Annotated in this window: 17 protein-coding genes and 1 tRNA gene; 9 read left to right on the top strand and 9 right to left on the bottom strand. The window is 68.6% G+C overall.

Annotated features, from left to right (window positions below):
• The first annotated feature begins 8 nt into the window (after positions 1 to 8).
• Complete coding sequence (locus ACWZHB_RS33785; RefSeq protein WP_427905730.1) at positions 9 to 980, top strand: patatin-like phospholipase family protein; 972 nt, start codon at positions 9 to 11, stop codon at positions 978 to 980.
• 179 nt (positions 981 to 1,159) lie between these two features.
• The gene (locus ACWZHB_RS33780; protein WP_379236715.1) at positions 1,160 to 1,504 is read left to right on the top strand and encodes a hypothetical protein; all 345 of its coding nucleotides are present in this window, start codon (positions 1,160 to 1,162) and stop codon (positions 1,502 to 1,504) included.
• Between the two features lie 109 nt (positions 1,505 to 1,613).
• Here the strand turns inward: ACWZHB_RS33780 and lat are convergent, their stop codons facing one another.
• Both lat and ACWZHB_RS33770 read right to left on the bottom strand, forming a co-directional pair.
• A complete protein-coding gene (gene lat / locus ACWZHB_RS33775) occupies positions 1,614 to 2,954 on the bottom strand; it encodes an L-lysine 6-transaminase (protein ID WP_427905729.1) in 1,341 nt (446 codons plus the stop codon).
• Between the two features lie 66 nt (positions 2,955 to 3,020).
• Positions 3,021 to 3,473: an Lrp/AsnC family transcriptional regulator gene (locus ACWZHB_RS33770; RefSeq protein WP_427905728.1), complete on the bottom strand. Its 453-nt coding sequence runs from the start codon at positions 3,471 to 3,473 to the stop codon at positions 3,021 to 3,023.
• Between the two features lie 118 nt (positions 3,474 to 3,591).
• Between ACWZHB_RS33770 and amaB the strand changes: the two genes are divergently transcribed.
• Positions 3,592 to 5,109 (top strand): L-piperidine-6-carboxylate dehydrogenase, encoded by a 1,518-nt coding sequence (gene amaB / locus ACWZHB_RS33765; RefSeq protein WP_427905727.1) that lies wholly within the window; start codon positions 3,592 to 3,594, stop codon positions 5,107 to 5,109.
• Positions 5,110 to 5,182: 73 nt separating this feature from the next.
• Positions 5,183 to 5,256: transfer RNA gene (locus ACWZHB_RS33760), tRNA-Met, on the top strand.
• A gap of 60 nt (positions 5,257 to 5,316) precedes the next feature.
• On the opposite strand, the gene ACWZHB_RS33755 is transcribed toward ACWZHB_RS33760, so the two are convergent.
• Positions 5,317 to 5,865: a histidine phosphatase family protein gene (locus tag ACWZHB_RS33755; protein ID WP_427905726.1), complete on the bottom strand. Its 549-nt coding sequence runs from the start codon at positions 5,863 to 5,865 to the stop codon at positions 5,317 to 5,319.
• Positions 5,866 to 6,001: 136 nt separating this feature from the next.
• Here ACWZHB_RS33755 and ACWZHB_RS33750 point away from each other — a divergent pair, with 136 nt between their 5' ends.
• The 3 genes from ACWZHB_RS33750 to ACWZHB_RS33740 all read left to right on the top strand — a co-directional run bounded on the left by ACWZHB_RS33750 (position 6,002) and on the right by ACWZHB_RS33740 (position 12,204).
• Positions 6,002 to 10,924, top strand: coding sequence for an Lhr family ATP-dependent helicase (locus tag ACWZHB_RS33750; protein WP_427905725.1), 4,923 nt, complete (start codon positions 6,002 to 6,004; stop codon positions 10,922 to 10,924).
• A gap of 4 nt (positions 10,925 to 10,928) precedes the next feature.
• Positions 10,929 to 11,702 (top strand): Fpg/Nei family DNA glycosylase, encoded by a 774-nt coding sequence (locus ACWZHB_RS33745; protein ID WP_427905724.1) that lies wholly within the window; start codon positions 10,929 to 10,931, stop codon positions 11,700 to 11,702.
• 121 nt (positions 11,703 to 11,823) lie between these two features.
• A complete protein-coding gene (locus ACWZHB_RS33740; RefSeq protein ID WP_427905723.1) occupies positions 11,824 to 12,204 on the top strand; it encodes a VOC family protein in 381 nt (126 codons plus the stop codon).
• A gap of 3 nt (positions 12,205 to 12,207) precedes the next feature.
• Here the strand turns inward: ACWZHB_RS33740 and glpD are convergent, their stop codons facing one another.
• Positions 12,208 to 13,998 carry a glycerol-3-phosphate dehydrogenase gene (gene glpD, locus ACWZHB_RS33735; RefSeq protein ID WP_427905722.1) on the bottom strand — a complete coding sequence of 597 codons (1,791 nt, stop codon included), beginning with the start codon at positions 13,996 to 13,998 and terminating at the stop codon, positions 12,208 to 12,210.
• 199 nt (positions 13,999 to 14,197) lie between these two features.
• Between glpD and glpK the strand changes: the two genes are divergently transcribed.
• Positions 14,198 to 15,694, top strand: a complete 1,497-nt coding sequence (glpK, locus tag ACWZHB_RS33730) for a glycerol kinase GlpK (protein ID WP_427905721.1) — start codon at positions 14,198 to 14,200, stop codon at positions 15,692 to 15,694.
• A 44-nt stretch (positions 15,695 to 15,738) separates the two neighbouring features.
• A complete protein-coding gene (locus ACWZHB_RS33725) occupies positions 15,739 to 16,311 on the top strand; it encodes a TetR/AcrR family transcriptional regulator (protein ID WP_427905720.1) in 573 nt (190 codons plus the stop codon).
• Here the strand turns inward: ACWZHB_RS33725 and ACWZHB_RS33720 are convergent.
• From ACWZHB_RS33720 to ACWZHB_RS33700, 5 genes are all read right to left on the bottom strand, one after another.
• Positions 16,270 to 17,190 carry an alpha/beta hydrolase gene (locus tag ACWZHB_RS33720; protein WP_427905719.1) on the bottom strand — a complete coding sequence of 307 codons (921 nt, stop codon included), beginning with the start codon at positions 17,188 to 17,190 and terminating at the stop codon, positions 16,270 to 16,272. The two genes, ACWZHB_RS33725 and ACWZHB_RS33720, sit on opposite strands and share 42 nt — an antisense overlap.
• A gap of 197 nt (positions 17,191 to 17,387) precedes the next feature.
• Positions 17,388 to 18,566, bottom strand: coding sequence for an aminotransferase-like domain-containing protein (locus tag ACWZHB_RS33715; protein WP_427905718.1), 1,179 nt, complete (start codon positions 18,564 to 18,566; stop codon positions 17,388 to 17,390).
• A gap of 91 nt (positions 18,567 to 18,657) precedes the next feature.
• Entirely contained in the window at positions 18,658 to 20,076 is a 1,419-nt protein-coding gene (locus ACWZHB_RS33710) for a hypothetical protein (protein WP_427905717.1), read from the bottom strand.
• 70 nt (positions 20,077 to 20,146) lie between these two features.
• Complete coding sequence (locus tag ACWZHB_RS33705; protein ID WP_427905716.1) at positions 20,147 to 21,160, bottom strand: hypothetical protein; 1,014 nt, start codon at positions 21,158 to 21,160, stop codon at positions 20,147 to 20,149.
• A 289-nt stretch (positions 21,161 to 21,449) separates the two neighbouring features.
• Complete coding sequence (locus tag ACWZHB_RS33700) at positions 21,450 to 22,850, bottom strand: NAD(P)H-quinone dehydrogenase (RefSeq protein ID WP_427905715.1); 1,401 nt, start codon at positions 22,848 to 22,850, stop codon at positions 21,450 to 21,452.
• Positions 22,851 to 22,892 lie beyond the last annotated feature (42 nt).

Genomic DNA, 22,892 nt, shown 5'->3' with positions numbered 1-22,892 from the left:
TGGGTCGGGTGACCAGTACTGCGCACACCGATCTGGACCCGCTCTCGACGCCGGGTTCGGCAACGGTGGCCGAGGTCATCCAGAGCCGCCGGGAAACCGGGCATCGCACCGACGGTAACCGCCTCGCGCTGGTGATCGAGGGGGGCGGCAGCCGCGGTGTGTACTCCAGCGGCATGGTGCAGGCGCTGGAGGAATTGGGCCTGGCGAGGGTGTTCGACGCCGTCTACGGCACGTCGGCCGGGGCGATCAACGGCGCCTGGTTGCTGTGCGGGCGCGCGGCGACGGGGATGCGCTCGTGGACCGATCCGGCGATCATGCGCCGCGTGGTCGACCCGGTCCGCATCTTCCGCGGCCGCCCGGTCTTCGATCTGCACTATCTCGTGCACCGCGTGTACGACGGCATCGAGCCGATGGACTTCCCCGCGATCCTGGCCAACCCCACCACCTTCCACCCGATCGCGACCGATATCCGCACCGGGGAGTCGGTGGACCTCGGTCCCTACATCACCGATAAACAGACCCTCATGACGGCGCTGCGGGCCTCTGCGGGCCTTCCGTTGCTGGCGGGACCACCGGTCACCCTCGCGGGTGGCAGCTACTTCGACGGCGGGCTCACCGAAACCGTGCCGATCCGCACCGCCGTGGCCGCGGGCACCACCCACGCCTTGGTCCTGCGGACCCGACGAACCGACGAACTCCGCCCGCCCGCTCCCCTGCTGCATCGGGTGGTCGGCGGCGGCTACATGCGGGCCATCGCGCCCGGTGCGTTCCGGGCGTGGAGCAAGCGGCCCGGCCAGCAGGCGATGGAGGACAGCTACCTCGACGGCCTCGGCGATCAGGTCCTCCAGGTCCACCCGCCCGCCGGTTCGCCCGCCATCGACAGCGCGGCCCGCGACACCGACCTGCTCACCCGCGCCCTAGACATCGGCCGCACGGCGGTGCACTCGCTGCTCGGCGGCGGGACCCTCCGCACGGCCTGACTGATCCTTGGCGGCTGGCGCCGCGGGTCGCGGCCCTTCGGGCCCCGATTCTTCCCTCCCGGCGGGCACTCCTTCGTCGCACCCTCTGGTCAGTCCAGAATCGGGCGGGCCGCGACAAAGACCGTGACCGTGTTCAGGCCGGGAGGCCGACCTGAACCACCGCCTATAGGCTGCGAGGCGTGGAACCGATCGAGATCAACGCAGGGTCCTGGTATCTGCGCGCCCTTCGCGCCGACGAGCGGATCGACGATCGACCCGCGCTGGCCGCCGGCGGCATCACCGATCCCGAGTATGTGGCCACCCGGTCGGCGCAGTGGGCGGACGAGTCGCACTTCTCCTGGGCGGTCTGCGTTCCGACGACGGCCGAGATGGTCGCCGAGATCGGCGTGACGCCGGGCGCGGACGACACCGCGACCGTCACGGGGTGGGCCCGTCCCGGTGAAGACGAGGCACTGGCCGCAGGTCTGGCCTCGGTCCACCGATTCGTCGCCGGCGCACTCGGATTGACGCCCGTGCCCGCCTGATCATTTGTCGCGCTGCGCTGAACCGTCCGAGGTCGGCGCGGACATCCGAGCGAAGAAGGAACTGGGCCGACGGCGATCACGCCGTCGGCCCAGTCCGGAATCCGGTGAGTTACCGGCGTTCTCGCGTGAGCACCGCGTCGAGTGCGTCGACGGCCTGACGCAGCTCGTTCTCGGTGACGGTCAGCGGCGGACGGAAACGGACGCCGCGCTCCCCCGTACCGAGCAGCAGCACATGCTCACGTTCGCGCAGCTGCGTCACCACCCGATCGCGCAACTCCGGCGTCGCCAGCGTCACCGCGCACATCAGCCCACGCCCACGCGCCTGGCTGACCATGTCCGGATGCGCGGCGGCGAGCTCGCCGAGCCGGTCGAGCAGGAAGGCGCCGAGCGGCACCGCGCCCTCGATCAGCCGATCCCGTTCCAGCACTTCGAGAACGCGCCGGCTTCTGACCATGTCGGTGAGGTTGCCGCCCCAGGTGGAGTTGAGTCGCGAACTCACATGGAAGACATTGTCGGCCACCTCGTCGACCCGCCCGCCTGCCATGATCCCGCAGACTTGAGTCTTCTTACCGAAGGCCACCACATCGGGCGCAACACCCAATTGCTGGTAGGCCCAGGTGGTTCCGGTCAGGCCGACGCCGGTCTGCACCTCGTCGAGAACGAAGAGCGCGTCGTTGGCATGGCAGAGCCGCTGCATGGCCGCGAGGAATTGCGGCCGCAGATGGCGGTCGCCACCTTCACCCTGGATCGGTTCGGCGATGAAACAGGCGATGTCGTGCGGGTTTTCGGCGAAGGCCTGTTCGGCCTGGGCCAGCGCGTGTGCTTCGAGAGCCTCGATATCGGGCCCGGCACCGGTGTGCGGTGTGTCGATGCGCGGCCAATCGAATTTCGGGAAACGCGCGGTCTTGACCGGGTCGGTATTGGTGAGCGACATCGTATAGCCGCTCCGCCCATGGAAGGCGCCGGTCAGGTGCAGCACCTTGGTACCGAGTTCCGGTGCGCGGCCGTGCAATTCGTTGTGTCTGCTCTTCCAGTCGAAAGCGACTTTCAGCGCGTTCTCCACCGCGAGCGCGCCACCGTCGACGAAGAACAGGTGCGGTAGGTGGGGGTCGCCGAGAACGCGGGCGAAAGTATCGACGAAGCGGGCCATCTCGACGGTGTAGATGTCGGAATTGCTCGGCTTGTTCAGTGCGGCGGTGGTCAGTTCGGCGAGGAAACGTTCGTCGCCTGCCAGGTCGGGATGGTTCATCCCGAGCGCGTTGGAGGCGAAGAAGCCGAACATGTCGAGATAGCTGGTGCCGTTACGTTCGTCGACAAGCATGCGGCCGTGCGACTTGTGGAGGTCGAGCACCAGCTCGAAGCCGTCCGCGAGGATGTGCGAGGACAGGATTTCGTTGACCCGGTTGGCGGGGATGACCGCCGCGCCGGGGCGCTCCAGTTCGATGGTCACGAAACCGACGATACGCAAATATTTACGGAAGTTCTACGGAATGACGAATCAAATTACGAAGGATAGCTACCTGTCATAGAATGTCTGCAGGATGATCGTGCTGCGGGTGTGCACGTTGGCCGTGGCCCTGATCTCCTGCAGCAGATGTTCCAGATGCCGGGGCGAGGCCACCCGCACGAGCAGCACGTAGCTCTCCTCGCCCGCCACCGAGTGGCACCCCTCGATGCCGGGGATGTGCTGCAACAATGCGGGCGCGTCATCGGGCTGAGACGGGTCGAGAGGAGTGATCGCGACGAACGCCGACAACAAGTGCCCGAGTGCCTCGGGGTCCACCTGCGCCGCGTACCCACGGATCACGCCGCGCGCTTCGAGCCTGCGCACCCGCGATTGCACCGCGGAGACCGAGAGGCTGGCCTTCTCCGCCAGATTCGACAAGGTGGCGCGACCGTCGGCCATCAGTTCTTTGATCAATAGTCGATCGATATCGTCGAGCTGGGGTCGAACCGGTGTTTCCGCCATCAGCGAAGGCTAACGCAGCGTGGGGCTCGCGCGGGGAAAACTTCTTTCCGTTCCCCACCGAATTCTCCCGAACATTTCCGTGAGTCGTACCAAACAGCAGAAGGTGAGCAGAGTACCGATGACGCAGACCGTGAACTTCTCCGAGCAGCTTTCCCTGCGAGCCAGGGCGCTCCTGCACGGCCTCGGCGCCGCTGTGCCGGAACCCGGCCCGCTGCTCGCGCGCACACCGATCGCCGGCGGCGTGCTGCTGCCACTGACCATCGACACTCCCGCCGACGTCGACGCCGCGATCGGCCGCGCCGCGACCGCCTTCGAGGCGTGGCGCACGGTCCCCGCACCCGTGCGAGCAGCGTTGGTGCGCAGGCTGGCCCAGTTGCTGGTAACCCATCAGGGCGAGCTGGCCGAGCTGGTGACCCTGGAGGCGGGCAAGATCGGCCCCGAGGCACTGGGCGAAGTCCAGGAGATGATCGACGTCTGCGAATTCGCGATCGGGCTCTCACGCCAACTCTACGGCGCCACAATGCCTTCGGAGCGGCCCGGCCATCGGCTCATGGAGACGTGGCATCCGCTCGGTGTGGTCGGGGTGATCTCGGCGTTCAATTTCCCTGTCGCGGTGTGGGCCTGGAATACGGCGATCGCGCTGGTGTGCGGTGACACGGTGGTGTGGAAGAGCTCGGAGACCACACCGTTGACCGCGTTGGCGTGTCATACGCTGCTGCGGCGCGCGGCGATCGATGTCGGTGCGGATCCCGAAGTACACCAGCTGATTCGAGGTGACGCTACCGTCGGCTCAGCACTGGTCGACGATTCCCGGGTCGCCCTGGTGAGCGCGACCGGTTCGGTGCGGATGGGCGCCACCGTCGCCCCGCGGGTGGCCGCGCGGTTCGGGCGGTGCCTGCTCGAGCTGGGTGGCAACAATGCCGCGATCGTGGCGTCGAGCGCCGATCTGGAGCTGGCGGTGCGCGGCATCGTCTTCTCGGCGGCGGGGACGGCGGGGCAGCGGTGTACGAGTCTGCGGCGGTTGATCGTGCATCGTTCGATCGCCGATCAGCTGGTCGAACGACTCGCCGCGGCGTACCGCCAACTGCCCGTGGGGAATCCACTCGACGACGGGGTGCTGGTCGGGCCGCTGATCAACGAGCACGCCTTCGCGGCGATGCAGAAGGCGCTGGTCGGGGCGGTGTCCGAAGGCGGCGAGATCGTCTGTGGCGGTGAGCGGGTCGAGTTGCTCGGGCCGGACGCCTACTACGTGCGACCGGCCCTCGTTCGCATGCCCGCGCAGACCGAACTCGTGCGCGAGGAAACCTTCGCGCCGATCCTGTACGTGCTGACCTACGACGAACTCGACGAGGCCATCGCCCTGAACAACGGTGTGACCCAGGGACTTTCCTCGTCCATCTTCACCCTCGACCAGCGCGAGGCCGAACGGTTCCTCGCCGGTTCCGACTGCGGCATCGCCAATGTCAACATCGGGACGTCGGGCGCGGAGATCGGCGGCGCGTTCGGCGGGGAGAAGCACACCGGCGGCGGTCGCGAATCGGGCTCGGACTCATGGAAGGCCTACATGCGCCGCGCCACCAACACGGTCAACTACTCCACCGAACTCCCGCTCGCACAGGGCATCCATTTCGGCTGATCACGCACCGCGCGACTGCGCCCACCAGGCGATTTCGTCTTCCACCCCATCCCGTGTAAAGTGGTATTTGCAACGCGGGATGGAGCAGCTCGGTAGCTCGCTGGGCTCATAACCCAGAGGTCGCAGGTTCAAATCCTGTTCCCGCTACTACGAAGAAGGCCCCGGATTTTCGAATCCGGGGCCTTCTTCGTTCTCTGTCGCCGGGCGCTACGCGTTGCCGAGTCGCAGCGTCCAGTTCCCCCGATAGTGCAGGCGAGTGACGCTCGCGGGCGGAACATCCATGCGCCAGAACGACTTCGCCGGTGCGTCGAGCACCACGAGCAGCGCCGCCCGCACCACAGCCGGATGCGTCACCGCCACGGTGTCGCGCCCCGACGACGCGATCTCGGCCAACCAGAACCGCACCCGATCGACCAGTTCGGTGACCGATTCGCCACCGTGCCCACGGAATTCGGGATCGGTCAGCCAGGCGAACAACTGGCCCTGAGCGAGCTGGCTCATCTCACTACCCCGCCACGACCCCGCATCGAGATCCCGTAATCGCACGTCTTGTTCGCCGACGAGGCCCAATTCCTCCGCGGTCTCGCGAGCCCGCCGCTCCGGCCCCGTGCGCACCAGCGCGTCGTCGAGCGGCGCACAGGCCCGCACAGCAGCCCGCCCCGACTCGTCCAGGGGTTCATCGACAGGAAAACGCGCCTTACGTACCGCCTCGGTAAGGCCATGGCCGACAAGGTCGACTCTCAGCACCGTTTGCACGAGAGTCGAGGGTAGCGACGAGTGCGATCCACGCCACACCCCGGGCTACACGCGGGCCCGGTCAGCGACACGTCGACGCAGGTCGGGGTGCGTGACGCCGGCGAAGGTGTCAGTGGGTCGGTGCACACTTGGTGCTATGGATCGGTTCTCCCCCGCTACTGCCCAGTGGTTCGACGGCGCCTTCCCCGGCGCGACGTCGGCCCAGCTCGGCGCGTGGGACGCGATCGCCGCCGGCGAGCACACGCTGGTGATCGCGCCGACGGGGTCGGGCAAGACGTTGTCGGCGTTCCTGTGGGCGATCGACCAGCTGGCGCAGCGCGAGCCGCCAGAGCAGGGGGCGCCGCAGGGCACGTCGGTGCTCTACGTCTCGCCCTTGAAGGCGCTGGCCGTGGACGTGGAGCGCAATCTGCGGGCGCCGCTGGTCGGCGTGACGCAGACGGCGAAACGATTGGGGCTCGACCCGCCGGATATCTCGGTGGGGGTGCGCTCCGGTGACACGCCACCAGCCCAGCGACGGGCCATGTTGCGCACGCCGCCCGACATTCTCATCACGACTCCTGAGTCGTTGTTCTTGCTGCTGACCTCCGCGGCTCGCGAGACGCTCGCCCAGGTCAACACCGTGATCGTCGACGAAGTGCACGCCATCGCCGGGTCCAAGCGCGGGGCGCATCTGGCGCTCTCGCTGGCCCGGCTGGATCAGCTCACCGACAAGCCGGCGCAACGGATCGGGCTGTCGGCAACCGTGCGGCCGCCCGAGGAGGTCGGGCGGTTTCTGGTCGGGCACGCCCCGATCACCATTGTGCGCCCGCCCGCGCCGAAGACCTTCGACCTGTCGGTGCGGGTGCCGGTAGCCGATATGACCGATCCCGGGGGCGATTCCGATCAGCCGGGTTCGATCTGGCCGCATGTCGACGAGGCCATCGTCGACCTGGTGCTCGAGCACCGGTCCTCGATCGTGTTCGCCAACTCCCGGCGGCTCTCCGAGCGGCTGACGGCGCGACTCAACGAGACCTACGCCGCCCGGCTCGGCGAACCGGTGGCGACCGAGCACAAGCCGCCCGCCCAGCTCGGACCGTCCACCGAGGTGATCCACGGAGCCGACCAGCTGTTGGCACGGGCACATCACGGGTCGGTCAGCAAGGAACAGCGGGCCATCATCGAGGACGACCTCAAGACCGGTCGCCTGCGCTGCGTGGTGGCCACCAGCAGCCTCGAACTCGGCATCGACATGGGTGCGGTGGACCTGGTGGTGCAGGTGGAGGCACCGCCGTCGGTGGCCAGCGGGCTGCAGCGGGTCGGGCGCGCCGGGCACCAGGTGGGTGAGATCTCGCGTGGCGTGCTGTTCCCCAAACACCGCACCGACGTCATCCACTGCACCGTCGCCGCCCAGCGCATGCTCACGGGGGAGATCGAGAAGCTCCAGATTCCCGCGCACCCGCTCGACATCCTCGCCCAGCAGACGGTCGCGGCCTGCGCGCTCGAGTCCATCGACGTCGACGCCTGGTTCGATCTCGTCCGCTCCACCGGCAGCTATGCGAATCTGCCTCGCTCGGCCTACGAATCGGTGCTCGACCTGCTGGCCGGGCGCTATCCGTCCGACGAGTTCGCCGAACTGCGTCCCCGCGTGGTGTGGGATCGCGACGCGGGCACGATCACCGGGCGTCCCGGTGCGCAGCGCCTGGCGGTGACCTCCGGTGGCGCGATCCCCGACCGCGGGATGTTCGCGGTGTTCATGGTGGGCGAAAAGGCTTCCCGGGTGGGCGAACTCGATGAGGAGATGGTCTACGAATCGCGCGTCGGTGATGTGTTCGCGCTCGGTGCGACCAGTTGGCGGATCGAGGAGATCACCTTCGACCGGGTGCTGGTCTCACCGGCGTTCGGGCTGCCTGGCAGGTTGCCGTTCTGGCATGGTGACGGCCTTGGCCGCCCGGCCGAATTGGGCTCCGCGCTGGGCGAATTCGTGCGGACGGCGGGTCAGGTTCCCGCCGATGGGCTGAGCCGGATCGTGGCGAACATGGGTGTCGAGACGGGCGCGGTCGTCGAGCAGGGCAAGCCGGCGGCACGGCTCCAACAGTTGGTGCGAACTGCCGGGCTCGATCAGAACGCGACAGCGAATCTGGTGAGTCTGCTCGAGGAACAGCGCAGCGCCACCGGTCAATTGCCGACCGATCGCACACTGGTCGTGGAGCGGTTCCGTGACGAACTCGGCGACTGGCGGCTGGTCCTGCACTCCCCCTACGGCACCCCGGTCCACGCACCGTGGGCGCTGGCGGTGGGCGCGCGCCTGCAGGAACAGTTCGGCATCGATGCCGCTCCGACGGCGTCCGACGACGGCATCGTGGTGCGTCTACCCGACACCACCGACCAGCCACCCGGCGCCGAACTGTTCGCCTTCGAGCCCGACGAGATCGACGACATCGTCACCGAACAGGTCGGCGGCTCAGCCCTTTTCGCCTCGCGCTTCCGCGAATGCGCCGCCAGGGCACTGCTGCTGCCCCGTCGCGACCCCGGCAAGCGCGCCCCGCTGTGGCAGCAGCGGCAGCGCTCGGCCCAATTGCTGGACGTGGCACGCAAATTCCCGCAGTTTCCGATCCTGCTGGAAACCGTCCGCGAATGTCTGCGCGACGTATACGACCTGCCCGCCCTGCGCGACCTGCTCACCAAGGTCGCCCGCCGCGAGATCCGCCTGATCGAAGTCGAAACCGCGAGCCCGTCCCCCTTCGCCGGCGCCCTGCTGTTCTCCTACATCGGCCAATTTCTCTACGACGGCGACAGCCCGCTGGCCGAACGCCGAGCCGCCGCACTGGCTTTGGATTCCAGCCTGCTCGCCGAACTCCTTGGCCGCGTCGAGCTCCGCGAACTCCTCGACCCCGCCGTCATCACCCTGACCGAACAAGAACTCCAGCGCCGCACCCCCGAACGCCGAGCCCGCGACTCCGAAGGTCTGGCCGACCTGCTGCGCCTCCTCGGCCCCCTCACTCCCGCCGAGGCCGCGGCCCGCTGCGTCCCCCGCCCCGGCACCGCGTCCGCGGCTCGCCACACCGAAGCGATGGACACCGGAGCCCACCCACCCGACGAACCATCACACAGCACGCCGGACGAGGGACGCGAGTCCGCTCGCGGCACCGATGTGCCGCTCGCCGATTCCGATGCCACGGCGTGGTTCGCGGAGTTGCGGGATTCGCGACGGGCGCTGGAGGTTTCGTTCGCGGGACGGACCTGGTGGGTGGCAGTCGAGGATGCCGCTCGCCTGCGGGACGCACTTGGCGTGCCACTGCCGATCGGGGTGCCCGCGGCGTTCATCGAACCGGTGCCCGATCCGCTCGGTGATCTGGTCGGCCGCTACGCGCGCACGCACGCACCGTTCACGACGGCCGCGGTCGCCGAGCGGTTCGGCTTGGGTACCGCGGTGGCCGCGACTTCGCTGCACCGTCTGCTTGCCGAGAAGCGCGTTGTGGAAGGCGAATTCACGCCAGGTACCGCCGGCGGCGAGTGGTGTGACGCCCAGGTTCTGCGCCGATTGCGCCGCCGATCCCTGGCTGCCGCTCGGCACGAGGTCGAACCGGTCACCACCGCGGCCTTCGCCCGTTTCCTGCCCGCGTGGCAACACGTCGGTTCCGGCGAACTGCGCGGCGTCGACGGCGTGGCCACCGTGGTGGAACAGCTCGCGGGCGTCCCGATTCCGGCTTCGGCCTGGGAGTCGCTGATCCTGCCCACCCGAGTCCGCGACTACTCCCCCGCGATGCTGGACGAGCTGATGGCGACCGGCGAGGTGGTGTGGTCGGGACACGGCGCCATCACCGCCCGCGACGGCTGGATCGCCCTGCACCTGGCCGACCAGGCTCCGTTCACCCTGCCTCCGGCGGATGAGATCGAACCGACCGACATCCAACTCGGCCTCCTGGCCGCCCTCGGCGCGAACCTGGAGCCTGGACCCGCGCGAACCGCCTCCACGTCGCCGACCGACTCGGACGCACCCGCTACCCGCCCGAAAGCCGCTCGGGGCAAGGTGGCCGCCGACAAGGTCGTCGACCTCGACGCCGCGTCGGCACAACCTCCCGCTGCTGACCGACGACCCGGCCCAGAACACACCGCACCCGCCGATGCCGGTGGTGGCACCCGATTGCCGATTACGTTGAGCGGCGGCGGCGCCTACTTCTTCCGCCAGCTCTCCGATACCGCGGGCCTGCTCGACGACAAGGCAGCCGGGGACGCGCTGTGGCAGCTGGTCTGGGCCGGCTACGTCTCCGGTGACACCTTCGCCCCGGTGCGCGCGCTGCTGTCCGGCACCGCCCGCAGCACCACCGCGCACCGCACCCCACGCCGCGCTCCCCGCGGCCGCGCGTACCTGCCGCGACCATCGATGCCGACCCGGTCCGGCCCGCCGACCCTGGCGGGACGCTGGTCGATCCTGCCCGAACGCGTGCAGGACAACACCGTGCGCGCCCACGCCACCGCCGATCAGCTCATCGAGCGCTACGGCGTGCTGACTCGCGGTTCGGTGCAGAACGAAGGGATAGCAGGCGGTTTCCAGTTGATGTACCGGGTGCTCACCGAGTTCGAGGATCGCGGCCGGTGCAGGCGCGGCTATTTCGTCGACACGCTCGGCGGCGCCCAGTTCTCCACCACCGACACCGTCGACCGGCTGCGTTCGTTCGACACCGACCGCGACAGCACCAGAGCGGGTGTCGCGCTCGCGCTCGCGGCCTGCGACCCGGCCAACCCGTACGGCGCGGCCCTGCCGTGGCCGAAGGGCGATGCGGAAGGCGGTCATCGGCCGGGGCGCAAAGCCGGCGCGTTGGTGGTGCTGGTCGGCGGCGAACTGGTGCTCTACTCCGAACGCGGCGGCAAAACGCTGCTCAGCTTCACCGAGGACATCGGCCTGCGCCGGGCGGCGGCGATGGCGCTGGCCGGGCTGGTGCGCGACCGCAGAGTCGACAGCTTGGTGATCGACAAGATCAACGGCGAAAGCGTGCACGGCAACCTCTTCGTCGATGTCCTCGTCGAGGCCGGTTTCTCGATGACTCCCAGTGGTCTGCGGCTGCGCAGGCAGGTGTAGCCGAATGCCCGAGGGCGACACCGTCTTCCGCACCGCCGAACGCCTGCGCACGGCGCTGGCCGGTAAGACCTTGACCCGCAGCGACTTCCGGGTTCCGCGCTACGCCACCGTCGATCTGGTCGGTGATCTGATCGAGGAGGTCGCCAGCTACGGCAAGCACCTGTTCATCCGCACCGACCGCCTGAGCATCCACACCCACCTGAAAATGGAAGGCGAGTGGCGGGTGTTCCACTGCGGCCAGCGCTGGACCAAACCACGGGTCACCGCACGGCTCGTGCTCGGCAACGACGAGGTCGAGGCCGTCGGCTTCTCGCTCGGCAAGGTGCAGGTGCTGCCGCGCGCCGACGAACACACCGTCATCGACCACCTCGGTCCCGATCTGCTCGGACCGAACTGGGATCCGGCCGAGGCCTTGCGCAGGCTCACCGAATACCCGCGCCGCGCCATCGGCCTCGCCCTGCTCGACCAGCGCAATCTGGCGGGCATCGGCAATATCTATCGCAGCGAGATCTGCTTCCTCCGCAGAGTCCACCCCACCACCCCCGTCGGCGAGATCACCGACCTGGCAGCGCTCGTCGACGAATCCCACCGCGTCCTCGGCAAGGCCGCGCACGAACCACCATGGCGTCCCATGGTCTACGGCCGGACACGGCGCCCCTGCCCTCGCTGCGGCACCGCCATCGCCTCCCAGCTTCTCGGCGAAGACGACCCCGCCGACCGCATCACCCAGCGCGAACGCGGCATCTACTTCTGTCCACGCTGCCAGCCACGCCCGTGAAATCGCCTCGCCCGTGCACCAGTTGTCCGATACGATCTCGGGATCGTTTTCACCGCTGACGGCCCACGAGGTTCGCAGGTGGGCTGCCGGACGGTTCCCCAGGTCGAAAGCAGGTTTCGTGATGGCATGTCGGATCAGTGAGCTCGTGCTCGGTTGCCGTGACCCCGAGGCCCTTGCCCAATTCTGGTGCGAGGTACTGGACTTCGTCGTGCTCGATCGCGAAGACGACGGCACGGTGGAGATCGGCCCGCGCGAAGGGTTCGGCGGCCCGCAGGCCACGATCATCCTCAGCAGCAGGGAAGAACCCGAGCACGGCAAATCCCGCCTGCATCTCGACGTCAACCCCACCGACCGCGATCAGGACGCCGAGCTCGAACGCCTGCTCGAGCTCGGCGCGCGCCCGGCCGATATCGGCCAGACGGGGCAGGAGTCGTGGCATGTCCTCGCCGACCCGGAAGGCAATGAATTCTGCCTGTTGAAGGCACGCATCGACCCGGTCTGAGCGTCAGCGCTCCTGCGGCACCGGTTCCAGCAGCTGCGGCCGCGGCTCGGGAGCAGCGGCCCGCAACGCGTCGGCCGACTCGTCGTCGGGTTGGGTCTGCGATTCGATTTCGGCCCGCACGCGCGCCTGGTACGTCGACACCTCACGGTCGATATCGTCGGCGTCCCAGCCGAGTACGGGCGCGATCAGGTGGGCGATCTGCTCGGCGCTGTTCGCGCCGCGATCGGCGTATTCGATCGAGATGCGGGTGCGCCGGGCCAGGATGTCGTCGAGGTGCAGCGCGCCCTCGGCGGCGGCCGCGTAGACCGCCTCGATCTGCAGGTACGCCGGTGCGTCGGTAATCGGTTGCAGCAGTTCGGGTTTGCCCGCGGCCATGGCGAGCACCTCGTCGACCAGGGAGCCGTAGCGGTCGAGCAGGTGCGTCATCCGGTACGGATGGATGCCGTAGTGCTCGGCGAGCTGCACGGTCTGATTGACCAACGCGAAGTACCCGTCGGCGCCGAGCAGCGCCACCTTCTCGGTGATCGACGGGGAGACACGGGCCGGAATATCCTGTGCCGCTTCGTCCATCGCGTCGGCGGCCATCACCCGGTAGGTGGTGTACTTGCCGCCCGCGATGCTCACCAGTCCGGGCGCGACCCTGGCCACCGCGTGTTCGCGCGAGAGCTTGGACGTCTCGTCGTTCTCCCCCGCCAGCAGTGGACGCAGGCCCGCGTAGACACCGTCGATATCGGCGTGGGTGAGCGGGGTGACCAGCACCTCGTTGACCCGGTCGAGCAGGTAGTCGATATCGGCCTTGGTCGCCGCGGGGTGGGCGAGGTCGAGGTTCCAGTCGGTGTCGGTGGTGCCGACGATCCAGTGCGCGCCCCACGGGATGAGAAACAGCACCGAGGTGGTCGTGCGCAGGATGATCGCGGCATCGCTGATGATCCGATCGCGCGGCACCACGATGTGCACCCCTTTGGATGCTCGCACATGGAATCGGCCGCGCTGACGCGACAGACTCTGCACCTCATCGGTCCACACGCCCGTCGCGTTGATCACCACACTCGCGCGCGCCTCGCCGGTGCGCCCGTCCTCGGTATCGCGCAGTTTCACGCCGACGACCCGGTCGGCTTCGCGCAGGAATCCGACGACCTGCGTCGAGGTGCGAATGACGGCGCCGTAGTGCGCGGCGGTGCGGGCGACGGTCATGGTGTGGCGGGCGTCGTCGACCACGGTGTCGTAGTAGGTGACGCCGCCGATCATCGAATCCCGGCGCAGGCCGGGTGCCAGCCGCATCGCGCCGTGCCTGGTCAGATGATGCTGTCCTGGCACGGATTTCGCGCCACCCATGGTGTCGTAGAGGGTCAGGCCCGCCGCAACGTAGGGCCGCTCCCACACCCGATGCGTCAGCGGGTAGAGGAACCGCAGCGGCTTCACCAGATGCGGCGCGAGCGTCGACAGTGCCAGCTCGCGTTCCTTCAGCGCTTCCCTGACCAGGCCGAATTCGAGTTGCTCGAGGTAGCGCAGGCCGCCGTGGAACATCTTCGACGACCGGCTCGACGTGCCCGACGCGAGATCGCGGGCCTCGACGAGCGCGACCGAAAGCCCGCGGGTCGCCGCGTCGAGCGCGATGCCCGCGCCGACCACACCGCCGCCGACGACCAGGACATCGAACTGATCCTTACCCAGCCGCTCCCAGGCGGTCCGCCGATGTTCGGGGCCCAGATCACCAGGCCCGAGCCGGTCCCTTTTCCCGCCCGCGACCAACTCACCCGGGTGCAGGAACGGAAACTCCGGTGTCTGCGACATCTCGACTCCTCGCCGCCGACCGATTCCGGCCGGTCCCAGTCGACAGTGGGGCGTGCGCCGCGTTCCCGGCGCCGCTGCGTACACGCTAAACCTAGTGCCCGCTCCGCGCTCGGGACGTACCCGGCGAGGCGTGGGAGCGAAATTCGTCGCCGACGACAAAGGTTGCGGACGCGGGCCCGTGTTTCGGTAACCTGCAGCAATGCGTCGCTATGTGGCTGCCATCGATCAGGGCACGACTTCGAGTCGGTGCATCATCTTCGATCGGCAGGGCCGGATCGTCGGGACCGCGCAGCGGGAGCACCGGCAGATCTTCCCGAAGCCCGGCTGGGTGGAGCACGATCCCGCGGAGGTGTGGCGCAATACCGAGTCGGTGCTCGGTGCGGCGCTGGGCACCAGCCGGTGTTCGGCCGGGGATCTGGCCGCGGTCGGCATCACCAATCAGCGCGAGACCACGGTCGTGTGGGATCGAGCGACCGGCGAGCCCGTGTACAACGCGATCGTCTGGCAGGACACGCGCACCGACCAGCTGTGCACCGAACTTGCGGGTGATCAAGGGCCGCAACGCTATGCGGGCCGCACCGGCCTGCCGCTGTCGACCTACTTCGCCGGTCCGAAGTTGCGCTGGATCCTCGACAACGTCGACGGCGTCAGGGAACGCGCCGAGGCAGGCGACCTGTGTTTCGGCACCATGGACAGCTGGGTGCTGTGGAAGCTGACCGGTGAACACCTCACCGACGTCACCAACGCCTCACGCACCATGCTGATGGATCTGCGCACCCTGCGATGGGATTCGGAGATCTGTGCCGATTTCGACATCCCGATGTCTCTGCTCCCGCAGATCCGCAGCTCGTCAGAGGTGTACGCCGATATCGCTTCCGGCCCATTCGAAGGCGTCCCCGTCGCGGGAATTCTCGGCGACCAGCAAGCCGCCACGTTCGGCCAGGCGTGCCTGTCCCCCGGCGAAGCCAAGAACACCTACGGCACAGGCAATTTCATGCTCCTCAACACCGGCACTACGCCGGTGTTCAGCAAGCACGGCCTGCTCACCACCGCCTGCTACCAACTCGGCGACGCCCCAGCGGTTTACGCCCTCGAAGGCTCCATCGCCGTCACCGGCTCCCTGGTCCAGTGGCTGCGCGACAACCTCGGCATCATCACCTCCGCCGAGGAAGTGGAACCCCTGGCCCGCACCGTCGAGGACAACGGCGGCGCTCACTTCGTCCCCGCCTTCTCCGGCCTGTTCGCCCCCCGCTGGCGCCCCGATGCCCGCGGCGTGATCGCGGGCCTCACCCGCTTCGTCACCAAGGCCCACTTGGCAAGGGCCGCACTGGAATCCACCGCCTTCCAAACCCGCGAAGTCGTCGACGCCATGCGAGCCGACGCCACCGCCCAACACCTCGATCTGGAACTCACCACTCTCAAGGTCGACGGCGGCATGACCGGCAACAACCTCCTCATGCAATTCCAGGCCGACATCCTCGACGTTCCCGTAGTCCGCCCGGTAGTCCGCGAAACCACCGCCCTCGGCGCCGCCTACGCCGCCGGCCTGGCCGTCGGATACTGGTCCGACCTCGAAGACCTCCGGGCCAACTGGATAGCCGACGAAACCTGGACGCCCGCGATGTCAGAACAGGAACGCACCCACCGCTACGCCGACTGGAACAAAGCCGTCGAGCGCACCTACAACTGGGTATGAACCGACCGCGCAAGCTGCCCCGGCAACAGCGCTCACGGAACACCGTGGACACGCTGCTCGAGGCGGCTGCCCAGGTGTTCTCCCGCGAGGGCGCGACCGCGACCACCAATCGCATCGCGGAACGAGCGGGTTTGTCGATCGGCACGCTGTACCAATACTTTCCGAACAAGGAGGCCATGCTGCACGCATTGGCCGAGCGTCACTTCCTCGACGGCGGCCAGCGGCTGAGCGAGGTGTTCGCGCGTTTGCGTGCCGAGGAGCCGCCGTTCGACGAGAGCATGCGCGCGATTATGGAAGTGGTCGCCGACCTGCACCGCGATCGACCCGCCCTGCACGCGCTGCTGCACCGGGTGGCATTGAGCCTGCCGATCGAGCTCGCGGCGGTCCGGGCATTCGAGGACTACCTCGTCGCCGAGGTGGAACACCAGCTGCGACGCTGCGACCGTGGCGGACCGGATCCCTTGCTCACCGCACGGACGCTTGTGCACGCGGTAGACGCACAGGTACATCGCGTCCTCACCCGCCACACCGTGAGCGCCGACAGCCTGACGGCACTTGTGTCGGCCCTCACCCCGTCACCGCCGACTACCACCGACCTCGGCCAGCAACGTCCGTAGCGCGTCGGCGAGCTGCGTGACGCCCGGTTCCTCCACCGGAAAATGCCCGCAGCCATCTAGCAGCGTGACAGTGGTCGGCGCGCTGATGCGATCGAGGAATCGCACGCTCAGTTCCGGTGGCGTCCAGCGATCCGCGGCCGGGTGGACCAATGTCACCGGCGCCGCGACGAACTCCTCCGGCGGGGTGTGCCGGAACCGTAGGAAGTCCACGAGAAATCCGAGCGGAACTCGCACGCCGCCACCGCGCGGATCGGTGGCACACAGCCGCGACAACGCCGGGTCCGAACTCATATTCGCCATGTCGACCAGCCAGCGGATCGGCACCCGCACCCGGCCGAGGACCGCGGCGATGCCGGAAAGCAACACCGGTGGCACCGCCCCGGCAGGTGCCCAGCGCACCATCGCCCGCCGCATCGCCGGATCGGCGGGGTCGGGCAAACAGGTCGCCACCACATGCGCGATCCGCCCCGTCCGCGCGGCCACCTCATAGGCGAGCATCCCACCCACACTCGCCCCGAAAACCACCAGTGGCCGATCATCGGAGTCCGTCTCGGACACCACGAAATCACCGACGATCTCGACCCATTCGCGATACCGCACCGCGCCGGGGTCCGCGACGGCGGTGTCGCCATACAACGGCAGATCCATCGCCATCACCGAAACCCCCTCGGCCGCACCGATACCGAGCAGTGGCCACACCAACCCCGCATGCCCACCGGCCCCGTGCAGCGCCAACACCCGCACGGGTGCGTCCTCGGCACCGGCACGCGCGACATGAACCCGATTCCCGTGCCACGCGAACCAGCTCGACTCCGGTTCGAACATCACCTCGTCGCGATACCGCTGAGGCAGAAACCGCACATACTCCGCATATTCCATACGTCCAGCATCAGCGCCACCGAACCCGCCGCCAACTCGCATTCATCGGGTTCGGCGGTCGCGAAAGACCAACTCTGACCAGCAGCAATCCGGGCCGGATCAGCCGATGCCCCCCACTGCTCGCATTCGGGGAACACCGCTGAGCAGTACGTTTGTCCTGCAAGAACTGCCTGCAGGAGGCACTGCTTCGGCCCTGCTCAGGCTGACGACGCCTTCGCCAAGCGGGTGACCGCTTCGGTCAAGGTCTGTTCGTCGGACGTGGTGAAGCAGAGGCGGAGGGAATTGTCGGCGGTGTCGGAGACGGCGAACGCCGCGCCGGGGACGTAGGCGACGCCGGATTCGAGGGCGGTGGGGAGGAGGGCGGAGGTGTTTGTGTCGTCGAGGAATTCGGCCCAGATGAACATGCCGCCGGTGGGGGCTGTGCAGCGGATTCTGTCGGCGAAGGTGGAGCGGACCGCGGTGACCAGGGCTCGGGCTCGATTGCCGTAAGTAGTGCGGATCGAAGCTATGTGGGCGGCGAGCCAATCAGCGTCCGAGAGCAGATCGGTGGTGATCTGCTGGGTGAGGGCCGAGCCACAGAGGTCGGCGCCTTGTTTGAGGAGTTCGACTGCGCGGCTGACTCTTTCGGGGGCGATCATCCAGCCGACGCGCAACGCGGGGGACAGGATTTTGGAGACGCTGGAGAGACGGATCACCTGTGGTGAGTACGAGGCGACCGGGGCGGGGGCGGGCTGGTCGAACCAGAGTTCGCCGTAGGGGTCGTCTTCGATGACCCAGAAGCCGTGGGCCTCAGCGAGTTCCGCCAGACGGCGGCGACGCTCCGGGGCGAGGGTAACGCCGCCGGGGTTGTGGAAGGTGGAGACGGTATGGACGAGCGCGGGGCGTTCGCCCGCGGCCAGGAGATCTTCGAGGACGTCGAGACGCATGCCGTCGGAATCCAAGGGGACGGCGACGATTCGAGCACCTGCGGCCCGAAACACTTGCAGGGCACCGACATACGCGGGATCTTCGACGATCACCAGGGCGCCGGGGTCGAGGAGGACTTCGGCCAGGAGCGAGAGGGCTTGCTGGGAGCCGTGGGTGATGAAGACTTCCGCGACCGGGATCGTGCGGCCGATCTTGGCGGATTCGCGGGCCGCGATCACCTCGCGCAGGGCCGGCCAGCCGGACGACTCGGTGTATTGCAGGACGGCGGGCTCACGCAAGGCCGTGTCGGCGGCGAGGGCGATGCGTTCGCGCGGCATCAGGGCGGCGTCAGGGAGGCCGCCCGCGAGGCTGATGATGTCGTCGCGGGCGGTGAGTTTGAGCAGGTCCCTGATCGCCGAGCTCTGCAAGCCGGCGAGCTTGCCCGCCAATGCTGGAATGGTCAGCGACATGGGAACCTCCGGGGACGCCAAGGGAAGCAATCATCCTACGATTGCATATCGTCCACCAGAATGTGAAATTATGGTCTCAGATTGTGAGAATCTATCGGGCAGTGATGGACTTGACCTGCCACTTTCCATCGGTGTTCGTGGTGATGATCTCCTGCTTGTAGACCACTGCCGAGCCGTCGGGGTGCATTTCGCGCAGTTCGACGTCGTAGCGGCCCACGCTGGTCTCGCGCATTTTCACGCAGTGCGTGGTACCCGCGGGGATCTGGCCGTCGATCGCCTGCTGGATCGTCTCGGCGGGCGAGATGTTCTCGGCGTCGGGCGCCACGAATTCGCGCACCTTCGCGCCGGAGCGGTCGGTGTAGAAGGCGTACTGGAAACCGAGGATGGCCCTGGCACCGGTGGTGGTGTCGCCGGGACCGTTACCGACGGTCACGGATTGTTCTGCGACCGACTGACATTCGGTGCCCGACGCGACCGACGGGACGGGCGCGGCCGTGACGCCGGGGTCGGCACCGCCGCCGCGCTTGACCAGGCCGATCGTCAGGACCAGCGCCACCACGAGCAGCACGGCCGCGGCCACACCGCCGATGATCCAGCGCAGCCGCTTGCTGTCGGGTTCCTTCTCGACGGGCGCGGGGGCGATGGGGTTCTTCGGCGCGAGACGGCGCGCGATCGGGTCGTCGGCCCAGGAAAGGCCGGGCTCCGAGGGCGGCTTCGGAATCGCGCCGTCGTCGTCCGGGGCGTCCCACCATTTGTCTCCCGCGGGCCGCGGCGGATCGGGGCGAAGCGGGGTGCGCGAGCCCTCGGGGGGCCGTTCCTGCTCCGACATGGGCTTGGATTCAGGTGACTTCGCCTGCGACGCAGGGTCTTTCGCCCCGGGGCGACCGCGACGGATCACCTCGGTGAGCTCACGACCGGACGTCACCGGCACGGAATCACCGAACACCGAGCCCTCACTACGCGGCGGCTCGGCACCGAAACGCACAGTCGGGTCGGCAGCGGGCGGACCACCCGGCGTTGGACCGCCGAAGGGCGCGGGAGTACCGGGACGGGTGATGGGCGGCGGGGTCGCTACGGCGTCACCGAAGACCGAGGTGGGTGCGGACCGACGACCGTCGGGCAGCCGAGGCGGCGCTTGACCGCTACCCGGACCCTGGGCAGGCACGGAGCCCGCGGGCGGAGTCGACGGCCGCGCAGGCGGGCCGGGCGGCACCGATCCGGCGAACGGACCGCCGGGAGGCGGAGCGACAGGCGGCTGACCGGCAACGGGCCCACCGAACGGACCCGGCGCGGGCGCACCGGCAGGCGGACCGAACGGGCCGGGCGCGGGCACATCGGCCGGGCGCCAACCCCGTTCCGGAACCCCGGACGGCGCGGGCGGCGGCGTGGCGGGAACGGGCCCACCGAAACCAGCGTCATCGACCGGCGGCCCGAAATCGCTTACGGGAGGACCGAATTCCGCGGCAGGTCGTTGCTCGCCGCGTTCGTTGTCGTCGCCCTCGGTGCCCAAGTCCAATCCTTTCCCCAGGACACACGTGTGGGGCGGTCGAAGGCGACCGCCCCACACGACGTACTGCGTGTCAGTACTGGAGCGAGCCACCCCACTGGGTGTTCACACCCGCGACGTTCAACGTCTGAAGCAGCTCCCCCGGCACGGGCAGTGTAGCCTTCGCGGCCGCATCGAGCGCGGCGGTGCCGCCCGGCTGCGCCTTGATCCAGTTCTCCACCGCGGCCTTGGCCAGGTTGGCCTGCGTGGTGTCGAGCACGGTCACCGTGGTGTTGTCGGCCCGGCCGTCGCCACCGGTGAAGGTGGTGACCTTGACCTCGTTCGCGCCGATGTACTCGACCGAGACACCGGCGTCACCGAAACCGCCACCCGGCGCCCGGTAGCCGACGGTGCCGACGTAGCCCGAGGCGTTGTTGTAGTGGTGGGTGTTGGCCAGGATGCCCGCACCGTCGATGGTGGCGCCGATTTCCTGGTGCGGGCCTTCCATCTCGACGACGGGTGCGGCCGGCGCGTTGGCCAGGCGCGGTGCCTGCCAGGTCGGCTCCTCCGGCTCCTGGATGAGAGTCTCCGGAGACTCGGCCTCGGTGCCGGTGCCGGTGCCCTGATCGGACGGCACGGTGGGCTGCGTCTGCTGCTGGCCCGGCGTGGCGCCCGGCTGGCTCGGCGTAGTGCCCGGCTGACTCGGCGTGGTGCCGGTCTCGGGCGTGGTGGTGCCCGGCTGGTCAGGCGTCACGCCTGCGCGCTCCGGCTGAACCGCGGGCTGGGCCTGTCCCGGCACCGGCAGCGGCGCGGTACGCGGCTTGGTGACACCGGGCTGGCTCGGCGTCGGCTTGACCGGGGTGGCCTGTTCCGGCTGACCCGGCGCGGGGCTGGTGACGCCCGGCTGGGCCGGGGTCGGCTTGGTCTCGCCCGGCTTGACACTCTCCGGGGTTTCCGGAGCTTCCGCTTCACCCGAAGGCTGGCCCGGCTGCGCAGGCGCCGGAGTAGCGGGCGTGGTCGGCTGGTCGCTGGGGACCGCGCCGGCCGGTGCCGCGAGGAGGGTTGCCACGACGGCCGCGGTGGCCAGAGGCAACGACGTGCTTGCCATCGTTCGCTGCGCCCGACTCGGCTTACGATGCTTCACTTTTCGTAATCCCTTTCCCGGAGGGAATCCCCCACTGCTCCACCACGTGATCACATCTGATCACGCCTCGGCGGTGAGTCAACCACATGAGCGCGGGACAGGCAACGCAGCAACAGGATTCGTATTCCCTTGGCTTCGCCTGCGCAAACACCCAGTGTGACGGCCGCCTCGAATCGACGAGCAGCGTTGGCGACCAACACAATTCGAAACCCGAAACCCCTGTGATTCGTTTCACATTCGGCGCGTGCGGGCCTCAGTCCAGGTCGTCGTGGCGCATCAGCAAACGTCCGGCTTCGGTGAGCGAACCGGTGAGCGAGGGATACACCGAGAAGGTCTGCGCCAGGTCGGTGACCGTCAGGTTGTTCTGCACCGCCAGCGCGATCGGCAGGATCAGTTCCGAGGCGATCGGCGCGACCACCACACCGCCGATCACCACACCGGTCGCCGGACGGCAGAAGATCTTGACGAAGCCGCGCCGCAGCCCCGACATCTTCGCGCGCGGGTTGGTGTTGAGCGGCAACATCACCGTGCGCGCGGGGACCTCACCGTTGTCGATGGCGGTCTGGCTGACGCCGACGGTCGCGATCTCCGGGCGGGTGAACACCGCGGAGGCCACCGTCTTCAACCGAATCGGGCTCACACCCTCGCCGAGCGCGTGGTACATCGCGATCCGGCCCTGCATCGCGGCCACCGAGGCCAGCGGCAGCAGACCGGTGCAGTCGCCCGCGGCGTAGATGCCGGGCACCGACGTGCGCGAAACCCGGTCGACGCGAAGATATCCGCCGCGATCGAGTTCGATGCCGACCCGGTCGAGGCCGAGGTCCTGGGTGTTCGGGGTGGAGCCGACGGTCATCAGCGCGTGCGAGCCGGTGACGGTGCGGCCGTCGGACAGCTTCACCACGATGCCGTCGGCGGTGCGCTCCACGGCGTCGGCCCGGGCGTGCTTGACCAATTCGACGCCGCGTTCGGCCAGGGCTTCCTCGAGCACGAGGGCAGCGTCGGCGTCCTCGCCGGGCAGCACCCGGTCGCGGCTCGACACGAGCTTCACCCGCACACCCATCTCGGTGTAGGCGGAGACGAATTCGGCGCCGGTGACACCGGATCCGACGACGACCAGCGTCTCGGGCAGTTCCGGCAGGTCGTAGAGCTGACGCCAGTTCAGGATCCGCTCACCGTCGGGCTCGGCGCCGGGGAGCACCCGCGGGCTCGCGCCGGTCGCGATCAACACGACCTCGGCTTCGAACTCCTCGGAACTGCCATCGGCCAGGTTCGCGCGCACGCGATGCGCCAAACCCGGTGCGGGCCCGACCAGTTCGCCGTAGCCCGGAAGTAGTTGCACGCCCGCGGCCTGCAACTTGGCGCGGATATCGGAGGACTGCGCCAGCGCGAGCGCCTTCACGCGCGCGTTCACCTCGGGCAGATGCACCTTGGCCTGGTCGGCGTCGAGGGTGATGCCGAGATCGCGCGCGCGGCGCAGGTCGGTGCGCAGGCCCGTCGAGGCGATGAACGTCTTCGACGGCACGCAATCCCACAGCACACAGGCGCCACCGATGCCGTCGGCGTCGACCAGGGTCACCGTGGCCCCGTGCTGGGCGGCTACCAGTGCCGCCTCGTATCCGGCCGGTCCACCGCCGATGATCGCAATCCGTGCCACCAGTCACGCTCCTTGTGCTCGCCTGATCGGACCTGCCCCTTG

The sequence above is a fragment of the Nocardia sp. FBN12 genome, from assembly GCF_054031145.1.
The sequence above is the reverse complement of the archived record's forward strand: the minus strand, read 5'-3'. Positions and strand labels throughout refer to the sequence as shown.